The 15,815-nt window shown below is 61.0% G+C and carries 16 protein-coding genes and 1 pseudogene; 7 read left to right on the forward strand and 10 right to left on the reverse strand.

The genetic code is table 11. The features are described 5' to 3' along the window. Nucleotides 1–48: 48 nt before the first annotated feature. The 4 genes and pseudogenes from H096_RS21535 to H096_RS21550 all read right to left on the reverse strand — a co-directional run. Nucleotides 49–540, reverse strand: a pseudogene (locus H096_RS21535) (alpha/beta hydrolase fold domain-containing protein); the annotation flags it as partial. 20 nt (nt 541–560) lie between these two features. Further along, nucleotides 561–980: an organic hydroperoxide resistance protein gene (locus H096_RS21540; RefSeq protein ID WP_010211852.1), complete on the reverse strand. Its 420-nt coding sequence runs from the start codon at nt 978–980 to the stop codon at nt 561–563. A gap of 173 nt (nt 981–1,153) precedes the next feature. Beyond that, nucleotides 1,154–1,606 carry a MarR family transcriptional regulator gene (locus H096_RS21545; RefSeq protein ID WP_033901373.1) on the reverse strand — a complete coding sequence of 151 codons (453 nt, stop codon included), beginning with the start codon at nt 1,604–1,606 and terminating at the stop codon, nt 1,154–1,156. A gap of 80 nt (nt 1,607–1,686) precedes the next feature. Next, on the reverse strand, nt 1,687–2,637 hold the full coding sequence (locus tag H096_RS21550; RefSeq protein WP_033901374.1) for a LysR family transcriptional regulator: 951 nt from the start codon (nt 2,635–2,637) through the stop codon (nt 1,687–1,689). A gap of 109 nt (nt 2,638–2,746) precedes the next feature. Between H096_RS21550 and H096_RS21555 the strand changes: the two genes are divergently transcribed. After that, complete coding sequence (locus H096_RS21555) at nt 2,747–3,496, forward strand: sulfite exporter TauE/SafE family protein (protein ID WP_016975383.1); 750 nt, start codon at nt 2,747–2,749, stop codon at nt 3,494–3,496. On the opposite strand, the gene H096_RS21560 is transcribed toward H096_RS21555, so the two are convergent. Next, a complete protein-coding gene (locus tag H096_RS21560; protein ID WP_033901375.1) occupies nt 3,486–4,367 on the reverse strand; it encodes a LysR family transcriptional regulator in 882 nt (293 codons plus the stop codon). The two genes, H096_RS21555 and H096_RS21560, sit on opposite strands and share 11 nt — an antisense overlap. 70 nt (nt 4,368–4,437) lie before the next feature. Between H096_RS21560 and H096_RS21565 the strand changes: the two genes are divergently transcribed. Next, the gene (locus H096_RS21565; protein ID WP_033901376.1) at nt 4,438–4,644 is read left to right on the forward strand and encodes a DUF1127 domain-containing protein; all 207 of its coding nucleotides are present in this window, start codon (nt 4,438–4,440) and stop codon (nt 4,642–4,644) included. 45 nt (nt 4,645–4,689) lie between these two features. After that, nucleotides 4,690–5,910 carry a winged helix-turn-helix domain-containing protein gene (locus H096_RS21570; protein WP_033901377.1) on the forward strand — a complete coding sequence of 407 codons (1,221 nt, stop codon included), beginning with the start codon at nt 4,690–4,692 and terminating at the stop codon, nt 5,908–5,910. Here the strand turns inward: H096_RS21570 and H096_RS21575 are convergent. Beyond that, the gene (locus tag H096_RS21575) at nt 5,900–7,246 is read right to left on the reverse strand and encodes a 3-deoxy-7-phosphoheptulonate synthase class II (RefSeq protein WP_016975387.1); all 1,347 of its coding nucleotides are present in this window, start codon (nt 7,244–7,246) and stop codon (nt 5,900–5,902) included. The two genes, H096_RS21570 and H096_RS21575, sit on opposite strands and share 11 nt — an antisense overlap. 124 nt (nt 7,247–7,370) lie before the next feature. Between H096_RS21575 and H096_RS21580 the strand changes: the two genes are divergently transcribed. Further along, entirely contained in the window at nt 7,371–8,126 is a 756-nt protein-coding gene (locus tag H096_RS21580; RefSeq protein ID WP_033901378.1) for a spermidine synthase, read from the forward strand. A 1-nt stretch (nt 8,127) separates the two neighbouring features. Here H096_RS21580 and H096_RS21585 read toward each other — a convergent pair whose 3' ends face one another. Beyond that, on the reverse strand, nt 8,128–8,919 hold the full coding sequence (locus H096_RS21585; protein ID WP_033901379.1) for a crotonase/enoyl-CoA hydratase family protein: 792 nt from the start codon (nt 8,917–8,919) through the stop codon (nt 8,128–8,130). Nucleotides 8,920–9,342: 423 nt separating this feature from the next. On the opposite strand from H096_RS21585, the gene H096_RS21590 reads away from it, so the two are divergent. Beyond that, nucleotides 9,343–11,016: a DEAD/DEAH box helicase gene (locus H096_RS21590; protein WP_017734403.1), complete on the forward strand. Its 1,674-nt coding sequence runs from the start codon at nt 9,343–9,345 to the stop codon at nt 11,014–11,016. A 134-nt stretch (nt 11,017–11,150) separates the two neighbouring features. On the opposite strand, the gene H096_RS21595 is transcribed toward H096_RS21590, so the two are convergent. Then, nucleotides 11,151–11,918 (reverse strand): class III extradiol ring-cleavage dioxygenase, encoded by a 768-nt coding sequence (locus tag H096_RS21595; RefSeq protein ID WP_033901380.1) that lies wholly within the window; start codon nt 11,916–11,918, stop codon nt 11,151–11,153. 103 nt (nt 11,919–12,021) lie between these two features. Here H096_RS21595 and H096_RS21600 point away from each other — a divergent pair, with 103 nt between their 5' ends. Beyond that, a complete protein-coding gene (locus tag H096_RS21600; RefSeq protein WP_033901381.1) occupies nt 12,022–12,678 on the forward strand; it encodes a thiopurine S-methyltransferase in 657 nt (218 codons plus the stop codon). Nucleotides 12,679–12,734: 56 nt separating this feature from the next. Here the strand turns inward: H096_RS21600 and htpX are convergent, their stop codons facing one another. Next, nucleotides 12,735–13,622: a protease HtpX gene (gene htpX / locus H096_RS21605; RefSeq protein ID WP_033901382.1), complete on the reverse strand. Its 888-nt coding sequence runs from the start codon at nt 13,620–13,622 to the stop codon at nt 12,735–12,737. A gap of 303 nt (nt 13,623–13,925) precedes the next feature. Then, nucleotides 13,926–15,137: a pyridoxal phosphate-dependent aminotransferase gene (locus H096_RS21610; protein WP_033901383.1), complete on the reverse strand. Its 1,212-nt coding sequence runs from the start codon at nt 15,135–15,137 to the stop codon at nt 13,926–13,928. Between the two features lie 202 nt (nt 15,138–15,339). Here H096_RS21610 and msrB point away from each other — a divergent pair, with 202 nt between their 5' ends. Further along, on the forward strand, nt 15,340–15,732 hold the full coding sequence (gene msrB / locus H096_RS21615) for a peptide-methionine (R)-S-oxide reductase MsrB (RefSeq protein WP_033901384.1): 393 nt from the start codon (nt 15,340–15,342) through the stop codon (nt 15,730–15,732). Nucleotides 15,733–15,815: the final 83 nt, after the last annotated feature.

The raw sequence follows: 15,815 nt of genomic DNA on the forward strand, positions 1-15,815 counted from the left end.
GGGCGTTTTGAGACTGAAACAGGTGTAAACCTATTTCAGGACTAGACAGTTGCCCGCGACCGCCAGGCGCTTGCCATCGACGTTGATCTCTTGGCCATGTTCGGCCACCCATTTTGTAGCGCCGTAGGCCTGGTTGATCGCCACCGGGTAGTGCGCTTCCGGCGAAGGCGTGTAGTTGACGAACACCGCCACCGCCCCCGAACCCGCCACCAAGTCCCGCACCAGGCGTTCATGGGTCGGGTAATCGCCCAGTACCCAGCCGCCGCCGTGGAAGAACATGAACACCGGCAATGTGCCCTTGACCCCGGCCGGACGCACGATGGTCAGGTCCAGCGGCTTGCCATCGACCTGGATGGTCTTCTGGCTCACCTCTGCGGCTGGCAAGGTCAGCTTCACACCGGCCTGGGCGCCGGTCAGTACGGCACGGGCGTCCTTGGGCGTCAGTTGTTCCATCGGTTTACCGGTGCCGGCGTTCAACACATCCAGAAAAGCCTGGGTGTTGTGTTCGACTTCACCGGTCGCAGCAAAGGCGTTAGTGATCCAGGGGCGGCCGAGGTCATTTAGACAGTCACGTGCAGGCGTACATCGACGTTGCCACGGGTGGCGTTGGAGTACGGGCAGACTTGGTGAGCGGCGTCGACCAGGCTTTGCGCGTCGTCCTGAGCCAGGCCGGGCAGGCTGATGTGCAGGTCGATATCCAGGCCGAAACCGCCGGGGATCTGGCCGATGCCGACGTGGGCGGTGATCGAGGCGTCATCCGGGATTTTGCGTTTGGTCTGGCTGGCGACGAATTTCAGGGCGCCGATGAAGCAGGCCGAGTAACCGGCAGCAAACAGTTGCTCAGGGTTGGTGGCCTGGCCACCGGCGCCGCCCAATTCTTTGGGGGTGGAGAGTTTGACGTCGAGGATGTTGTCGTTGGAAACAGCACGACCATCACGGCCGCCGGTGGCGGTAGCTACTGCGGTATAGAGCGTTTGCATGGGGTTTTCCTCTTGGTTATTAGCGCTAAATATTTGCGCGCTAAGTAGTTGGTGAAGCGAATGTATAGCGCTAATGTTTTGCGCGCAAGATAAATTTATAAAAATATTCTGAGGCGGGGACGAACGGTCATTTTCTGCGGGCGCCGCGGACGCGACGCCCTTGATGGGAGAGGTTAAAGGCTGCCTTGCAGGTTGGTGCGCAAGGCAATCAGGTCACCTTGCAACTTGCGCAATTGCTCCAGTTCCAGGCCGCTGGCACCGAGGATGCACTGGGGAATGCCCATTGCCTTGTCCTGCAGGGCGCGGCCGGCGTCGGTCAACTCCACGACCACCACGCGTTCATCTTCGCGGCTGCGAGTACGGCTGAGCAGGCCTTCAGCTTCCAGGCGCTTGAGCAGCGGTGTCAGCGAACCCGGATCGGTCAGCAGGCGACTGCTGATTTCGCCGACGGTCAAACCATCCTCTTCCCACAGCACCATCATGGCCAGGTACTGCGGGTAGGTCAGGCCCAGCGCTTGCAGCAGTGGCTTGTAGACCTTGGTCATCAGCAGCGAGGTAGAGTGCAGGGCGAAGCACAACTGGTTGTCCAGCATCAGGGATTCGCAAGGATCGGGGTTTTTGCTCATGACGGTGCCTCCGGAAAACGTATCTGGGCTGGAATCTAGCGGGCAAATCTTTAATGCGCCAGATAATTTTGTCCGAGCGGTCAGACCAAGCCACTTTGCAAGGCCAGGTCCCAGGGCGGCACCGGGCTGAAACGGGTTTTGAGGTATTCCAACAACAAGCGGCTGCGTGCATTGGGTTGCTGTTCCAGGCGCAGCGCATAGATCCCGGTGGTTTCCGGGCTGGGCAGGCCATTTTCGCAAAACAGCGGCAGCAGTTCGCCACGCACCAAGTATTCACTGGCCAGCCACGTGGGCAGGTGGGCAATGCCCAGTCCGGCCAGGGCACCGGACAGCAAGGCTTCGGCGTTATTCGCACTCATGCGGATGCGGCGCGGGCGGTAGGTGGCGCGGCGTCCATCCAGCTCGAAGCGCCAGGCGAATGTGGGCGCCAGGCCGTCCCAGTCCAACCCGTCGTGTTCGCTCAGCTCGCGAGGGTGGCTGGGCGTGCCTCGGCTTTTCAGGTAGGCCGGGCTGGCGCAGGCGACGCGCACGATGCTCGCCAGAGGCGTGGCGATCAAGCGTGTGTCGACGAGATGCCCCGCACGCAGCACCAGGTCAACCTTGCCCAGGTGTGCGCCTTGCATGTCCACAAAGCTGTCGATCAGATGCAGGTGCACATCCAGCCCGGGGTAGACGTTCAGGAAGTCGGCAATCACTGGCGCCAGGTGCCGTCGACCGAATGCTGCGGGCGCATCCACCCGAATCAGGCCCTCCGGGGCATGGCTCAAAGACACGGCTTCGGCCCGTGCCAACTGCAATTCGCTGACGATCCGCCGCGCCCGCTCGGCAAAGGCCAACCCCGCCGGGGTTGCCACCACCGCGTGGGTGCTGCGCTGGAACAAGCGGCTGCCCACCGAACTTTCCAGGCTGTCGATCCGCCGCGCCACCGCGGAGGGCGTCAGCGGATGCCGGCGTGCGGCGGCGGAAAAACTGCCGGTTTCCAAGACATCGAGAAACAGGCTCAGTTGATCGGTCAGGGTATTCGGGTTCATCGAATAGTCGCTTATGCGAAATTGGCACAGCCATTGTGCGTTGCTGTGCGTTTCCGCGCCAGAGCCGACTGCGTAGCATGCAAGGCCTGGGATTGCGGAGTAACAAGCGGTGTTGGATTTAGTGATGTACCTGGTATTGGGCGCGGCCCTCGGCACAGTGGGCGGCCTGTTTGGCATTGGCGGTGGGCTGATCGCGATCCCGGTGCTGGGCGTGTTGTTCGGCCTCGATCAACAGTTGGCCCAAGGCACGGCACTGGTCATGGTGGTGCCCAACGTGATGCTCGCGCTGTGGCGCTATCACCAGCGCAACCGTATCGAGCTGCGTCATGCGCTGCCGTTGGGCGTGATGGGGTTCAGTTTCGCCTGGCTCGGGTCGATCTGGGCGGTCGGCCTGGATGCGGGCGCAATGCGCATCGGCTTTATTGCCTTCCTGCTGACGCTTTCGGCCTACAACTTGGTCCGCATGTTCACCCGCAACGCACCGCCGACGGCGCAGATGCGTTACTCCTGGCCGTGGCTCGGGGTGCTCGGCGCAGCCTCTGGCTCCATGGGCGGCTTGTTCGGCGTCGGCGGCGCGGTGGTCGCGACGCCCGTGCTGACCAGCGTGTTCGGCACCACCCAAGTGGTTGCCCAAGGCCTGTCCCTGGCCCTGGCATTGCCGAGTACCGGCGTGACGCTGGTCACCTACGCCTGGCACCAAGAGGTGGACTGGATGATCGGCGTGCCCTTGGCCGTCGGTGGTCTGCTCAGTATCAGTTGGGGCGTGAAAGTCGCCCATGCGCTGCCGGAACGCGTACTGCGCGGCCTGTTCTGCGGCTTTCTGGTGGTGTGCGCAGTGATGCTGACCTTTAAAGTCTGAACCCTTCGATGATGTATTCCGCCAGGCAATCGGTGATGGGCGAGTTCATCCGCGTGTTACGCAGCAGATGCAGATTCATGGATGGCAGCGGCGGGAAACCCTCGTCGCGGCCAAGTATGCGCAGGTCTTCGGTTACCAGACTCTCCATGCTGACCATCACGGCGAGGCCCGCATTGACCACGGCCTGGATCGCCGACACGTTGGAGCTATGGTAGGCCAGACGATAATCGCGTCCGGCCGCGTCCAGTGCCGAGCAGGCCCACTGGGTATACAGGCAGGCAGTACCGGACATCGCCAGCGGCAGAGCGTCGTGTTCTTCAGTGCAAAAACACGGCGCTGCCGCCCACACCATGCGCTCCGTGCGCAACAGTTCACCGATCTCATTGCCAGGCTCGCGGCTGACAACGGTCAGTGCCAAATCCCGCCGCTGCATCAGTACCGTGGACGCCTCGCAGTGCATCTCGATCTGGATCAGCGGGTAGGCCTTGGAAAACTGCTTGAGAATCCCTGGTAGGAACCGCATCACGTAGTCATCCGGCGTGCCGATGCGCACCAGGCCCACCATATGCGGCTCGCGCAGGGTGTTGAACACCTCACTGTGCAGCTTCAGGATACGCCGCGCATAACCCAGCAACACTTGGCCCTCAGGCGTCAGCCGCACCTGGCGGCCTTCGCGCTCGAACAGCTTGCGCTGCAACACGTCTTCTTCGAGGCGCTTCATCTGCATGCTCACCGCCGATTGCGTGCGGTTGACCAATTCACCCGCGCGGGTAAAACCGCCCTGGTCGGCGATGGCGACGAAGGTGCGCAGCACTTCGGTGTCGATGCTCGGGAAGCTGGACAATTGATCAATCTCTGAGATGTATTGCATAAGAAACATTCGTTGGATTGATCTTAAGCCCAGGCACACACTTGCGCCATCCCCACTGGAGGGCGAGAAGATGAAAGGTCAAAGAGGTTTTGTGTTGATGGCGAAACGTCCGTTTGCCGGGCTGTTTCACAAGATTGCCCGTTGGCAGGCGCTGCATGAGGAGCGCCAGATGCTGGCAACCTTGAGTGATGATGCGCTCAAAGATATCGGCATCAGCCGCGGTGACGTCGAGCATGAACGCCACCTGCATTTCTGGCAGGATCCGCTGCGAAAATGATCACGGATGCAGTAGGGTAGTCGGCGCGCCCACACGGAGAACCCCATGCCCGCCGAACTGTCATTCTCTCTCAAGCAAGCACGCCGCATGGCACTGGCGGCCCAGGGTTTTTCCGGGCGCCAGGCGCCTGCACTGATCAAGGCTGCGCACCTCAATCGCATGATCGAGCGTCTTGGCGTGTTGCAGATCGATTCGGTCAATGCCGTGGTACGTTCCCATTACTTGCCGCTGTTTTCCCGTCTGGGCAACTACTCCCCGTTAATCCTTGAACAGGCTGCCTGGAGCCAGGGTCGACGGCGTTCGTTGTTCGAGTATTGGGGGCATGAGGCCTCACTGCTGCCGATGGCACTATACCCGTTGATGCGTTGGCGTATGCAGCGGGCGCAGCAGGGGCAGGGCATTTATTCGCAGATGGCGCGTTTTGGCCGCGAGCAGCAAGCCACCATTCAGCGGGTGTTGCAGACTGTCGAGCAACAAGGCGCGTTGGGGGCTGGCAGTTTGTCGACCCGTGAGGAGCGCGCCGGCCCTTGGTGGGACTGGAGCGATGAAAAGCACGCACTGGAATGGCTGTTTGCCGCCGGACTGGTGACGGTTGCCGGTCGACGCGGTTTTGAGCGGCTCTACGACTTGCCGGAGCGGGTCATCCCCAGCGATATCCTTCAAATCGCTGTGACTGAAGCCGAAGCCCAACGTGGCTTGTTACTGCACAGCGCCACGGCATTAGGCGTGGGGACTGAAAAAGACCTGCGCGATTACTTTCGCCTCGATCCGGCCGACAGTCGTAACCGTCTCGCCGAACTGGTGGAAGACGGCCAACTGTGGGTTTGCCAAGTGCAAGGCTGGAAACAACCGGCGTACTGCCTGCCCGATCCGAAAGTGCCACGCAAAGTGCCGGCCAGCGCCTTGCTGTCGCCGTTCGATTCGCTGGTGTGGGAGCGCAGCCGTACCGAGCGCCTGTTCGATTTCCGTTACCGCCTGGAGATCTACACCCCGCAGGACAAGCGGGTGTATGGCTACTACGTGCTGCCGTTTCTGCACAACGAGCGGATTGCGGCGCGCATCGACCTGCGCGCCGAACGCGCCAACGGGCGCCTCGCGGTGCACGCCGTGCATGAGGAAGAGCCAGGCTTGGATGATGAGGGGATGGCGGCGCTGGCGTCGAACCTGCTGCAAATGGCCGACTGGCTCGGGCTGGAACAGGTCCAGCTCAATTGCCAGCGGCCCAGTGCCGACCGGTTGAGGGCAGCTATGTTGTTCAGCGTTTGACCTGTTTCAGGGTCTCGGCAATCAGAAACGCCAGTTCCAGCGACTGATCGGCATTCATCCGTGGGTCACAGTGGGTGTGATAACGGTCCGACAAGCCATCCTCGGTGATCGGCCGCGCGCCGCCGATGCACTCGGTAACATTCTGCCCGGTCATCTCGATATGAATCCCACCGGCATAAGTCCCCTCGGCCTGGTGTACTTGGAAGAAGTCCTTCACTTCACCCAGGATCTGCGCAAAGTCGCGGGTCTTGTAGCCACTGCTGGCCTTGATGGTGTTGCCATGCATCGGGTCGGAACTCCACAACACCTGCTTGCCTTCACGCTGCACGGCACGGATCAGGCCCGGCAAGTGATCACCAACCTTGCCCGCACCCATGCGCGCAATCAGGTTGAGGCGGCCGGGGTCGTTGTCCGGGTTGAGGATGTCGATCAGGCGGATCAGGTCATCCGGGTTCATGCTCGGGCCGACCTTGACCCCGATCGGGTTGTTCACACCACGCAGGAACTCGACATGGGCGCCGTCCAACTGGCGGGTGCGGTCGCCGATCCACAGCATGTGCGCCGAGCAGTCGTAGTAATCGTTGGTCAGGCTGTCGCGGCGCACGAAGGCTTGCTCGTAGTTGAGCAGCAGTGCTTCGTGAGCGGTGAAGAAACTGGTTTCGCGCAGTTGCGGCGAGCTGTCCATGCCGCAGGCACGCATGAAGGCCAGGGTTTCGTCGATACGGTCGGCCAGTTGGCTGTACTTCTCGGCCAGCGCGGAGTTGGCGATGAAGTCCAGGTTCCACTTGTGCACCTGGTGCAGGTCGGCAAAACCGCCTTGGGCAAAGGCGCGCAGCAGGTTCAAGGTGGCGGTGGACTGGTGGTAGGACTGCAATAGGCGGTCCGGGTCCGGCACGCGGCTTTTTTCGTCGAAACCGATGCCGTTGACGATGTCGCCACGGTAGGCGGGCAGGGTGATGCCGTCGATGGTTTCATCGTTGGCCGAGCGCGGCTTGGCGAACTGGCCCGCCATGCGCCCGACTTTCACCACCGGGCAGCCGGCGGCGAAGGTCATCACGATGGCCATCTGCAGCAGCACCTTGAAGGTGTCGCGGATCTTCGCGGCAGAGAATTCGGCAAAACTCTCGGCGCAGTCACCGCCCTGCAACAGGAAGGCGCGACCCTGGGTCACTTCGGCAAACTGACGGCGCAACTCGCGGGCTTCCCCGGCAAACACCAGCGGCGGGTAGCTGGCCAGGTTCTGCTCCACTTGCAACAAGTGCGCAGCGTCCGGGTACTGGGGTTGTTGCTGGATCGGCAGGGCGCGCCAGCTGTCGGGGCTCCAGGGTTGGCTCATCATGAACTCGATTGGCTGATTGACGGTGGGGCGCCAATGTTATCAGCAATTAGTGCGTGACCTGTTGCCGCCGGTTGGCCGACAATCGCGCCTTTGCTGTGCGGTAAACCCTTTAGGAGTAGTGATGACCGAGGAGCGTGTCGAGCGCCTGCTGGCTGAAGTCCATGATGACTTCGGCATGATCCGTGTGCTCGAAGTGGCCGATTACCGTTTTCTCGAGTTCGGCGATGCCATCGAGCAAAGCTGTGTGTTCACCGCTGACCCGAGCTGGCTGGAGTACGACTACACCCGCGCGATGCTGATCGGCGCGTTGTGCCATGAACAGCCGGAAAGCGCGCTGTTCCTGGGCTTGGGCGCGGGCACGCTGACCCAGGCGTGCCTGAAGTTCCTGCCGCTGGAAGACGTGGAAGCCATCGAACTGCGCCCCGATGTGCCGCGCCTGGCCATCGAATACCTGGGGCTGGACGATGATCCGCGCCTGTACATCCGCATTGGCGATGCCCTGCAATTGCTGGAGACCGCAGAGCCGGCCGACCTGATCTTCGTCGACCTGTATACGGATGTCGGCCCTGGCGTCGGGCACTTGGCCTGGACATTCCTGGAAAATTGCCAGAAGAAACTCAACCCCGGCGGCTGGCTGGTGATCAACCAGTGGGCCACCGATGATGGCAAACCGCTGGGCGCTGCTTTGTTGCGTGGTTTGTATCACCGGCATTATTGGGAACTGCCGGTGAAGGAGGGCAATGTGATCTTGCTGGTGCCTTCGGAGCTGGATCAGGAAGTGGACCTGCAGGCATTGTCCGCTCGCGCCGAAGCCCTGGCACCGCGATTGGGTTATTCGTTGCAGCCGTTGATCACGGCGATCCGCCCGGCGACCTGAGTTAGAGGCCTTTGAATACGCCGGGCCGCTTCTCGATCATCGCCCGTACACCTTCCTTGGCATCCTCGCTATTGAGCAGCTTATCCACCATCGGCGGCAACGCCGCTGCCGCAACGGTTTCGCCTTCCATCCGCGCCAACCGCGCCGACATCAGCGTGGCCTGCACACCCAGCGGCGACTGGCGGGCGATGCGGTTGGCCAGTTCGACGGCGCGAGGCAGCAGGTCTTCGCTGGCCATCACTTCCTGCACCAGGCCCAGGCGCAGGGCGTCATGGGCGTCGAATTCATCACCGGTGAGCAGCCAGCGCATTGCGTTGCCCCAGCCGGCAATCTGATGAAAGCGCAATGTCGCGCCGCCAAACGGAAAGATCCCACGCTGTACTTCCATCTGCGCGAAGCGCGTGTTGCTGGCGCAGAGATTGATATCGGCAGCCAGCATCAGCTCTATCCCGATGGTCAGGCAGTAACCCTGGGCCGCAACGATCACCGGTTTGCTCACGCGTGGGCCGGCAAATACGCCCCAGGGATCACAACCGCCCAGAGGCGGCTGCCAGCCGCCGGCCATCACGCTGCTGACGTTGGCCAGGTCCAGCCCGGCGGTGAAGTGATCGCCATGGGCAAACACCACGGCGACCCGCGCGTCGGTATTTCGATCAAATTCGCCATACGCCAGGCTCAGTTCATTGAGCAGGTCCAGGTCGAAGGCGTTGCGCTTGGCCACCCGATCCAGTCCTAAAAGCAAGACATGGCCCTGGAGTTCACGGCTGACGCGGCTGCTGCTGGCTTGATTCATCGGGTGTGCCCTCGGGCGCGGGGAAGGGTTTCGGACCAAAGGGTTCGAAAGGTCAGGTGAACCGTTTAAGCGTTATGACCAACAGGGCCGGGCCTTAGAAAAATAGACCTTGCCGGTGTTATCTGCAAAGACTGTGACACAGCGCGGTTTATCGGTGCTTTCCGATAAAAAAAGCTCCCTTTTTCAGCTATTTCCGGTATAGTGCGCGCCGGCCTTTAACCGGGCCGCGTTTAGGTAGCGCAATTCCCCGAAGTCAGCTTCGGCTGCACGTCCGCACAGCGGACTCTCCCTTGACGAATCTTTTTCATTCATTCGTTTTCGCAAATCCCCGCCGACAAAGCAGCCAGGGCGACTCTTGAGTCTCAACACGGCATGCGCAGCTTTGGAGCATGGGTCTTTGCGGATGCACTTAGAGGCAGACCCATGACCCAGGAAACCGGCGGCTTCGCCGCTTTTAATCTTAACCCGAACATTCTCGCTGCCGTCATCGCGACCGGCTACGAAGAACCTTCGGCGATTCAGCAGCAATCGATCCCGATCATCATGGCCGGCAAGGACATGATTGGCCAGGCGCAAACCGGTACCGGTAAAACCGCCGCGTTCGCCCTGCCTATCCTGCACTGCATCGATCCTGCCAAGCGCGAACCGCAAGCCCTGATCCTGGCGCCAACCCGTGAGTTGGCGCTGCAAGTAGCAACCGCTTTCGAAACCTACGCCAAGCAAATGCCAGGCGTTACCGTTGTGGCCGTTTACGGCGGCGCGCCTATGGGCCCACAACTGAAAGCAATCCGTAATGGCGCACAGATCGTTGTCGCCACTCCGGGTCGTCTGTGCGACCACCTGCGTCGTGACGAAAAAGTACTGTCGACCGTGAACCACCTGGTTCTGGACGAAGCTGACGAAATGTTGAAGCTGGGCTTCATGGATGACCTGGAAGTCATCTTCAAGGCACTGCCACCGACCCGTCAGACCGTACTGTTCTCGGCCACCCTGCCACAGTCGATCCGTGCCATTGCCGAGCGTCACCTGCGTGACCCAGAGCACGTCAAGATCCAGACCAAGACTCAGACCGTTACCGCGATCGAGCAGGCTCACCTGTTGGTTCACGCTGACCAGAAGACCTCGGCTGTATTGAGCCTGCTGGAAGTCGAAGACTTCGACGCGCTGATCATGTTCGTGCGCACCAAGCAAGCCACCCTGGACCTGGCCAGTGCCCTGGAAGCCAAAGGCTACAAAGCCGCTGCGCTGAACGGTGACATCGCCCAGAACCAACGTGAGCGCGTGATCGACTCCCTCAAGGATGGCCGCCTGGACATCGTTGTGGCGACCGACGTAGCTGCTCGTGGCCTCGACGTTCCACGTATCACCCACGTGTTCAACGTTGACATGCCGTACGACCCAGAGTCCTACGTTCACCGTATCGGCCGTACCGGCCGTGCCGGTCGCGAAGGTCGTGCACTGCTGCTGGTGACTCCACGTGAGCGCCGCATGCTGCAAGTGATCGAACGTGTTACTGGTCAAAAAGTTGCCGAAGTCCGCCTGCCGGATGCCCAGGCCGTTCTGGATGCCCGCATCAAGAAACTGACCAACAGCCTGTCGCCGCTGGTGGCTGACGCTGAATCGACCCACGGCGACCTGTTGGACCGCCTGACCGCCGATATCGGTTGCACCCCGCGTGCCCTGGCTGCGGCCCTGCTGCGTAAAGCCACCAACGGTCAAGCCCTGACCCTGGCAGCCATCGAGAAAGAACGCCCACTGGTTCCGAACAACGCGCCACGCGGTGATCGTCCAGAGCGTACTGGCGACCGTCCAGACCGTGGTGATCGTGAGCGTCGCGCTCCGGTGCCATTGGCTGAAGGCCGTGCTCGTTGCCGTACCGCGCTGGGCGCGCGTGACGGTATCGCTGCCAAGAACCTGCTGGGCGCTATCCTCAACGAGGGTGGCCTGGCACGTGAAGCCATCGGTCGCATTCAGGTCCGTGACAGCTTCTCCCTGGTGGAACTGCCGGAAGACGGCCTGGAAAAACTGCTGGCCAAGCTGAAAGACACTCGCGTTGCCGGTAAGCAGTTGAAGCTGCGTCGCTACCGCGAAGATTGATCCGCCCCTAGGCTGATTGATCGCACATAAAAAATCCCCGACTGGTTCGGGGATTTTTTTTGCCTGCTCGATTTAGGATCAACCCCCAGTCAAATGTGGGAGCGGGCAAGCCCGCTCCCACATTTGGATCTCAGTCAGCCGAACCGATAGATGTCCATGCCGAGAGCGCCCATGGTGAAGCCTTGATGCGTGATGCTGAAATCACCTCCCGCACCACGCGCAAAGTACAGCGGCAGCAGGTGCTCATCACTAGGATGGCTGCGCACGGCATTCGGCGCCTGGCGGCGATAGTCGTGCAGCGCCTCTTCATCGCCGGCGGCCAGCTTGTCGACCACCCAGTCCCGGAAGTCTCGCGCCCAGGGTTCGATGCTCTCAGGCCCTGCGTGCCAGTCCAACTCGCCCAGGTTGTGGGTGATGCTGCCCGAGCCGATCAGAAGTACGCCCTGCTCGCGTAGGCTGGCCAGCGCATGCCCAACCCGGGTCTGCAGGGCAGGGCCCATGCCACTGGGCAGCGACACCTGCACCACCGGGATATCGGCCTCCGGGTACATCAACGACAGGGGCACCCAGGTGCCATGGTCGAATGGGCGGCGGTCGTCGGTGCGCGCATTCAGGCCGTCGGCCTTCAGCAGCTCGACAATTTCCCCGGCCAGTTGCGGGTTGCCCGGTGCCGGGTACTGCACGGCAAACAGTTCGCGGGGGAAACCGCCGAAATCATGCCAGGTTTCGGGCGCCGCATTGCCGCTGACGAGCAGTTCATGACTTTCCCAGTGCGCCGACACCACCACGATGGCCTTCGGGCGGGGCAGCTCGGCAGCGAGACGCTGAAGGGCCGGGCCACTGGCACCGGGTTGCAGGGCAAGCATGGGCGAACCGTGGGAGATAAACAGGCTGGGGAACATAAGTGGGGTCCTGAGCGTTAACATGGGCCCATCTTCAATCAGATCATTGATCTAAATCTAATATAAGTTTTAGCACCATTTGATCGAATTACTGGGAGGATCTATGGAGCCTACATTTTGGCAGGAGCGCTGGGCGCGCAATCAGATCGGCTTTCATTTGCCCGAGGTCAACCCTTACCTGCAACGACATTGGCCGCAGCTGGCGCTCGCCGAAGGCTCCAAGGTATTGGTGCCGCTGTGCGGCAAGAGCCTGGACTTGATGTGGCTGGCCAGCCATGGGTTGCGGGTGATGGGTGTGGAGCTGTCGGAACAGGCCGTCGAGGCGTTTTTCAGTGAGCAGAACCTTGTGCCACGCATCACTCGGCGCAATGCCTTTACGGTGTACCAGGCCGACCTGATCGAAGTATGGTGCGGCGACTTTTTTGCCCTGGACGCCGAAGCCCTGATCGGGTGCGCCGCATTATATGACCGCGCGGCCCTGATTGCCTTGCCACCGCTGATGCGTGCGCAGTACGCCGAGCAGCTGAGCCGCTTGCTGCCGTCGGGTTGCCAGGGGCTGCTGATCACACTCGATTACGACCAGACGCAAAAAGCCGGGCCGCCTTTTGCGGTGACGGATGAGGAGGTGAAGGTGCTGTTCGGGTCGGACTGGACCCTGAGAGTGCTGCAAGAGCAAGACGTTCTGCAGGAGAGCTGGAAGTTTGTGCAGGAGGGTGTCACGCAGCTTGATGAGCGGGTCTACCGGCTAACCAGGGCGTAGATCGCGGCCACAAAAAAGGGGCGATTCAATCGCCCCTTTTTTTGCGTTGCGGATTATCAGCCCATGCGACGCAGTGCGTCGATACGCTCTTCCAGCGGCGGGTGGCTCATGAACAGGCGAGCCATGCCCTGCTTGATACCGCCGTTGATGCCGAAGGCGGTCAGGCTGTCCGGCATATGCACCGGCAGGCCTTGTTCGGAGCGCAGGTGTTGCAGAGCTGCGATCATCGCCCCGGTGCCGGCCAGGCGGGCACCGGCTTCGTCTGCGCGGAATTCCCGTTTACGCGAGAACCACATGGTGATCGCACTGGCCAGGAAGCCCAGCACCAACTCGGCGAAGATCGTCGCGACGAAGTAGGCAATGCCGCGGCCGCCTTCGTTCTTGAAGATCACCTTGTCGACAAAGTTGCCGATGATCCGCGCGAAGAACATCACGAAGGTGTTCACCACCCCTTGGACCAATGCCAGGGTGACCATGTCGCCGTTGGCTACGTGGCCGATCTCGTGGGCCAGCACGGCCTTCACTTCATCGTACGAGAAGCGTTCCAGCATGCCCTGGCTGACGGCAACGAGTGCGTCGTTCTTGTTCCAGCCGGTGGCAAAGGCGTTGGCTTCATAGGCCGGGAAGATCCCGACCTCGGGCATCTTGATACCGGCTTCGCGGGACAACTGCTCGACGGTCTGCAGCAACCATTGCTCATGCCGGGTACGTGGCTGGGTGATCACTTGGGTGCTGGTGCTCATCTTCGCCATCCACTTGGAGATGAACAGCGAAAACAGCGAGCCGGCAAAACCAAAGACCGCACAGAAAACCAGCAGCTGATTGAGGTTCAGGTCAACCCCGTTGGCCGCCATGAACCCATTGAAGCCGAAAAGGCTCAAGGTGATGCTGGCAATCAGCACGACCGCAAGGTTAGTGGCCAAGAACAGCAGGATGCGCATCATGGTTGTAGAGTTCTCCTCATGCTTAATATGTCGCGTACTGCGGGGTATATAAGGTGCGGCATGGGGTGATTCAACCGAGCGACTATTTCAAACTGTGTCCTACAGCCAGAATGTAGAGCCTTGAAGGGAATTTCCGATAGGGAAAAGGCCGCTAGATCGATTCACCGTTGGCCTGCCGCCCTGCAATTACAGGGGGGCGGTGGTTTTTAGAGGTTGACGCAGTGCTGAAGCGAGTGAGAGCCAGAGAAGTGTTGCCAGATACTCGCTGTACGACCGATTGTCGGCCGTACAGCGTCGTTGGCGTTACTGGCGATAGGACTTGAGGAAGTTGCCGATGCGACCAATGGCCATCTCCAAGTCATCCACACGCGGCAATGTCACCACGCGGAAGTGATCCGGCCACGGCCAGTTGAACGCGGTGCCTTGGACGACCAGCAGCTTTTCTGACAGCAGCAGGTCGAGCACGAACTTCTCGTCGTTGAAGATAGGACATACCTTCGGGTCGATCCGCGGGAAGGCGTACAGCGCGCCCATGGGTTTCACGCAGCTCACGCCCGGGATCGCGTTGAGCAGTTCCCAGGTGCGGTTGCGTTGCTCCAGCAGGCGGCCTTGGGGCAAGACCAGGTCATTGATGCTCTGGTAGCCGCCCAGGGCGGTCTGGATGGCGTGTTGGCTCGGCACGTTGGCACACAGGCGCATGTTGGCCAGCATGTCGATGCCTTCGATGTAGCTCTGGGCGTTGTGCTTGGGGCCGGAGATGGCGATCCAGCCGGAGCGGAAGCCGGCCACGCGGTAGGACTTGGACAGGCCGTTGAAGGTCAGGCACAGCAGGTCCGGTGCCAGGGAGGCGGTGCACACGTGCACGGCGTCGTCGTAGAGGATCTTGTCGTAGATCTCGTCGGAGAACACCACCAGGTTGTGCTGGCGTGCCAGTTCGAGCATGCCCAGCAACACTTCCTTGGAATACACCGCGCCGGTCGGGTTGTTCGGGTTGATGATCACCAGGGCCTTGGTGTTCGGGGTGATCTTGGCCTTGATGTCGGCCAGGTCCGGGAACCAGTCGGCGCCTTCGTCACACAGGTAGTGCACCGGATGGCCGCCCGCCAGGGTCACGGCGGCGGTCCACAATGGGTAGTCCGGCGCCGGTACCAGCACTTCGTCGCCATTGTTGAGCAGGGCCTGCATGGACATCACGATCAGCTCGGACACGCCGTTGCCCAGGTAGATGTCTTCGATGCCGACACCTTCGACCTGCTTTTGCTGGTAGTACTGCATTACCGCCTTACGTGCGCTGAACAGGCCTTTTGAGTCGCTGTAGCCTTGGGCGGTGGGCAGGTTGCGGATCACGTCCTGGAGGATTTCGTCCGGCGCTTCGAAACCAAAGGGCGCAGGGTTGCCGATGTTCAGCTTGAGGATGCGATGGCCTTCCTCTTCCAGGCGTTTGGCGTGCTTGAGCACTGGGCCGCGAATGTCGTAGCAGACGTTGGCGAGCTTGTTCGATTTGCTGACCTGCATGGCGATGTGATCCTGAAAATGAACGATCCAGACGGTGGGGACACTACCGTACTGCGAATCCTGCGGGGCCCGCACCCATAAATACGTTTGAATGCCGGTAGCGCGGGTGCCAGACTGGCGTTTTGAAGAGGCGCAATCATACGTGCCGCCTGATCCATGGAAAAGACACAGATCAGGCTTTTTCAGTTGCCGAGGTGTACCGATGGAAAAGTTGCAGAAAACCGTTGAAGAATGGAAGGCGATGCTCGATCCGGAGCAATACAACGTGTGCCGTCTCAAGGGCACCGAGCGACCTTTCAGCGGCAAGTACAACGCCACCAAGACGGACGGTGTGTACCACTGCATTTGCTGCAACGAGCCGCTGTTCGACTCCACCACCAAGTTCGACTCCGGCTGCGGCTGGCCCAGCTTCTACGCGCCGATTGCCGACAGCGCGATGATCGAGATCCGTGACGTCAGCCACGGCATGATCCGCACCGAAGTCACCTGCGCCAAATGCGATGCCCACCTGGGGCACGTGTTCCCGGACGGCCCGCCGCCGACCGGCCTGCGTTACTGCATCAACTCGGTGTGCCTGGACCTGGTGCCGCGCTAGGTCTGCCAGCGCTCCTGCGGATAACGCGGGAGCGCCCTATAGCGGGCTATCATTCCGGTCAATTCAATTGCACACAATTTAAT

The sequence above is a fragment of the Pseudomonas sp. FH1 genome (assembly GCF_000510895.2).
GTDB classification, from domain to species: Bacteria; Pseudomonadota; Gammaproteobacteria; order Pseudomonadales; family Pseudomonadaceae; genus Aquipseudomonas; species Aquipseudomonas azotoformans_A.

Bases quoted from the DNA above. Each gene is read 5' to 3' on its own strand.
- H096_RS21585 (WP_033901379.1), bottom strand. From the start codon at position 8,919: ATGAATCAAGCCAGCAGCAGCCGCGTCAGCCGTGAACTCCAGGGCCAT.
- H096_RS21540 (WP_010211852.1), bottom strand. From the start codon at position 980: ATGCAAACGCTCTATACCGCAGTAGCTACCGCCACCGGCGGCCGTGAT.
- H096_RS21610 (WP_033901383.1), bottom strand. From the start codon at position 15,137: ATGCAGGTCAGCAAATCGAACAAGCTCGCCAACGTCTGCTACGACATT.
- H096_RS21595 (WP_033901380.1), bottom strand. From the start codon at position 11,918: ATGTTCCCCAGCCTGTTTATCTCCCACGGTTCGCCCATGCTTGCCCTG.
- H096_RS21600 (WP_033901381.1), top strand. From the start codon at position 12,022: ATGGAGCCTACATTTTGGCAGGAGCGCTGGGCGCGCAATCAGATCGGC.
- H096_RS21575 (WP_016975387.1), bottom strand. From the start codon at position 7,246: ATGAGCCAACCCTGGAGCCCCGACAGCTGGCGCGCCCTGCCGATCCAG.
- H096_RS21550 (WP_033901374.1), bottom strand. From the start codon at position 2,637: ATGAACCCGAATACCCTGACCGATCAACTGAGCCTGTTTCTCGATGTC.
- H096_RS21545 (WP_033901373.1), bottom strand. From the start codon at position 1,606: ATGAGCAAAAACCCCGATCCTTGCGAATCCCTGATGCTGGACAACCAG.
- H096_RS21565 (WP_033901376.1), top strand. From the start codon at position 4,438: ATGAAAGGTCAAAGAGGTTTTGTGTTGATGGCGAAACGTCCGTTTGCC.
- msrB (WP_033901384.1), top strand. From the start codon at position 15,340: ATGGAAAAGTTGCAGAAAACCGTTGAAGAATGGAAGGCGATGCTCGAT.
- H096_RS21580 (WP_033901378.1), top strand. From the start codon at position 7,371: ATGACCGAGGAGCGTGTCGAGCGCCTGCTGGCTGAAGTCCATGATGAC.
- H096_RS21590 (WP_017734403.1), top strand. From the start codon at position 9,343: ATGACCCAGGAAACCGGCGGCTTCGCCGCTTTTAATCTTAACCCGAAC.
- H096_RS21570 (WP_033901377.1), top strand. From the start codon at position 4,690: ATGCCCGCCGAACTGTCATTCTCTCTCAAGCAAGCACGCCGCATGGCA.
- htpX (WP_033901382.1), bottom strand. From the start codon at position 13,622: ATGATGCGCATCCTGCTGTTCTTGGCCACTAACCTTGCGGTCGTGCTG.
- H096_RS21560 (WP_033901375.1), bottom strand. From the start codon at position 4,367: ATGCAATACATCTCAGAGATTGATCAATTGTCCAGCTTCCCGAGCATC.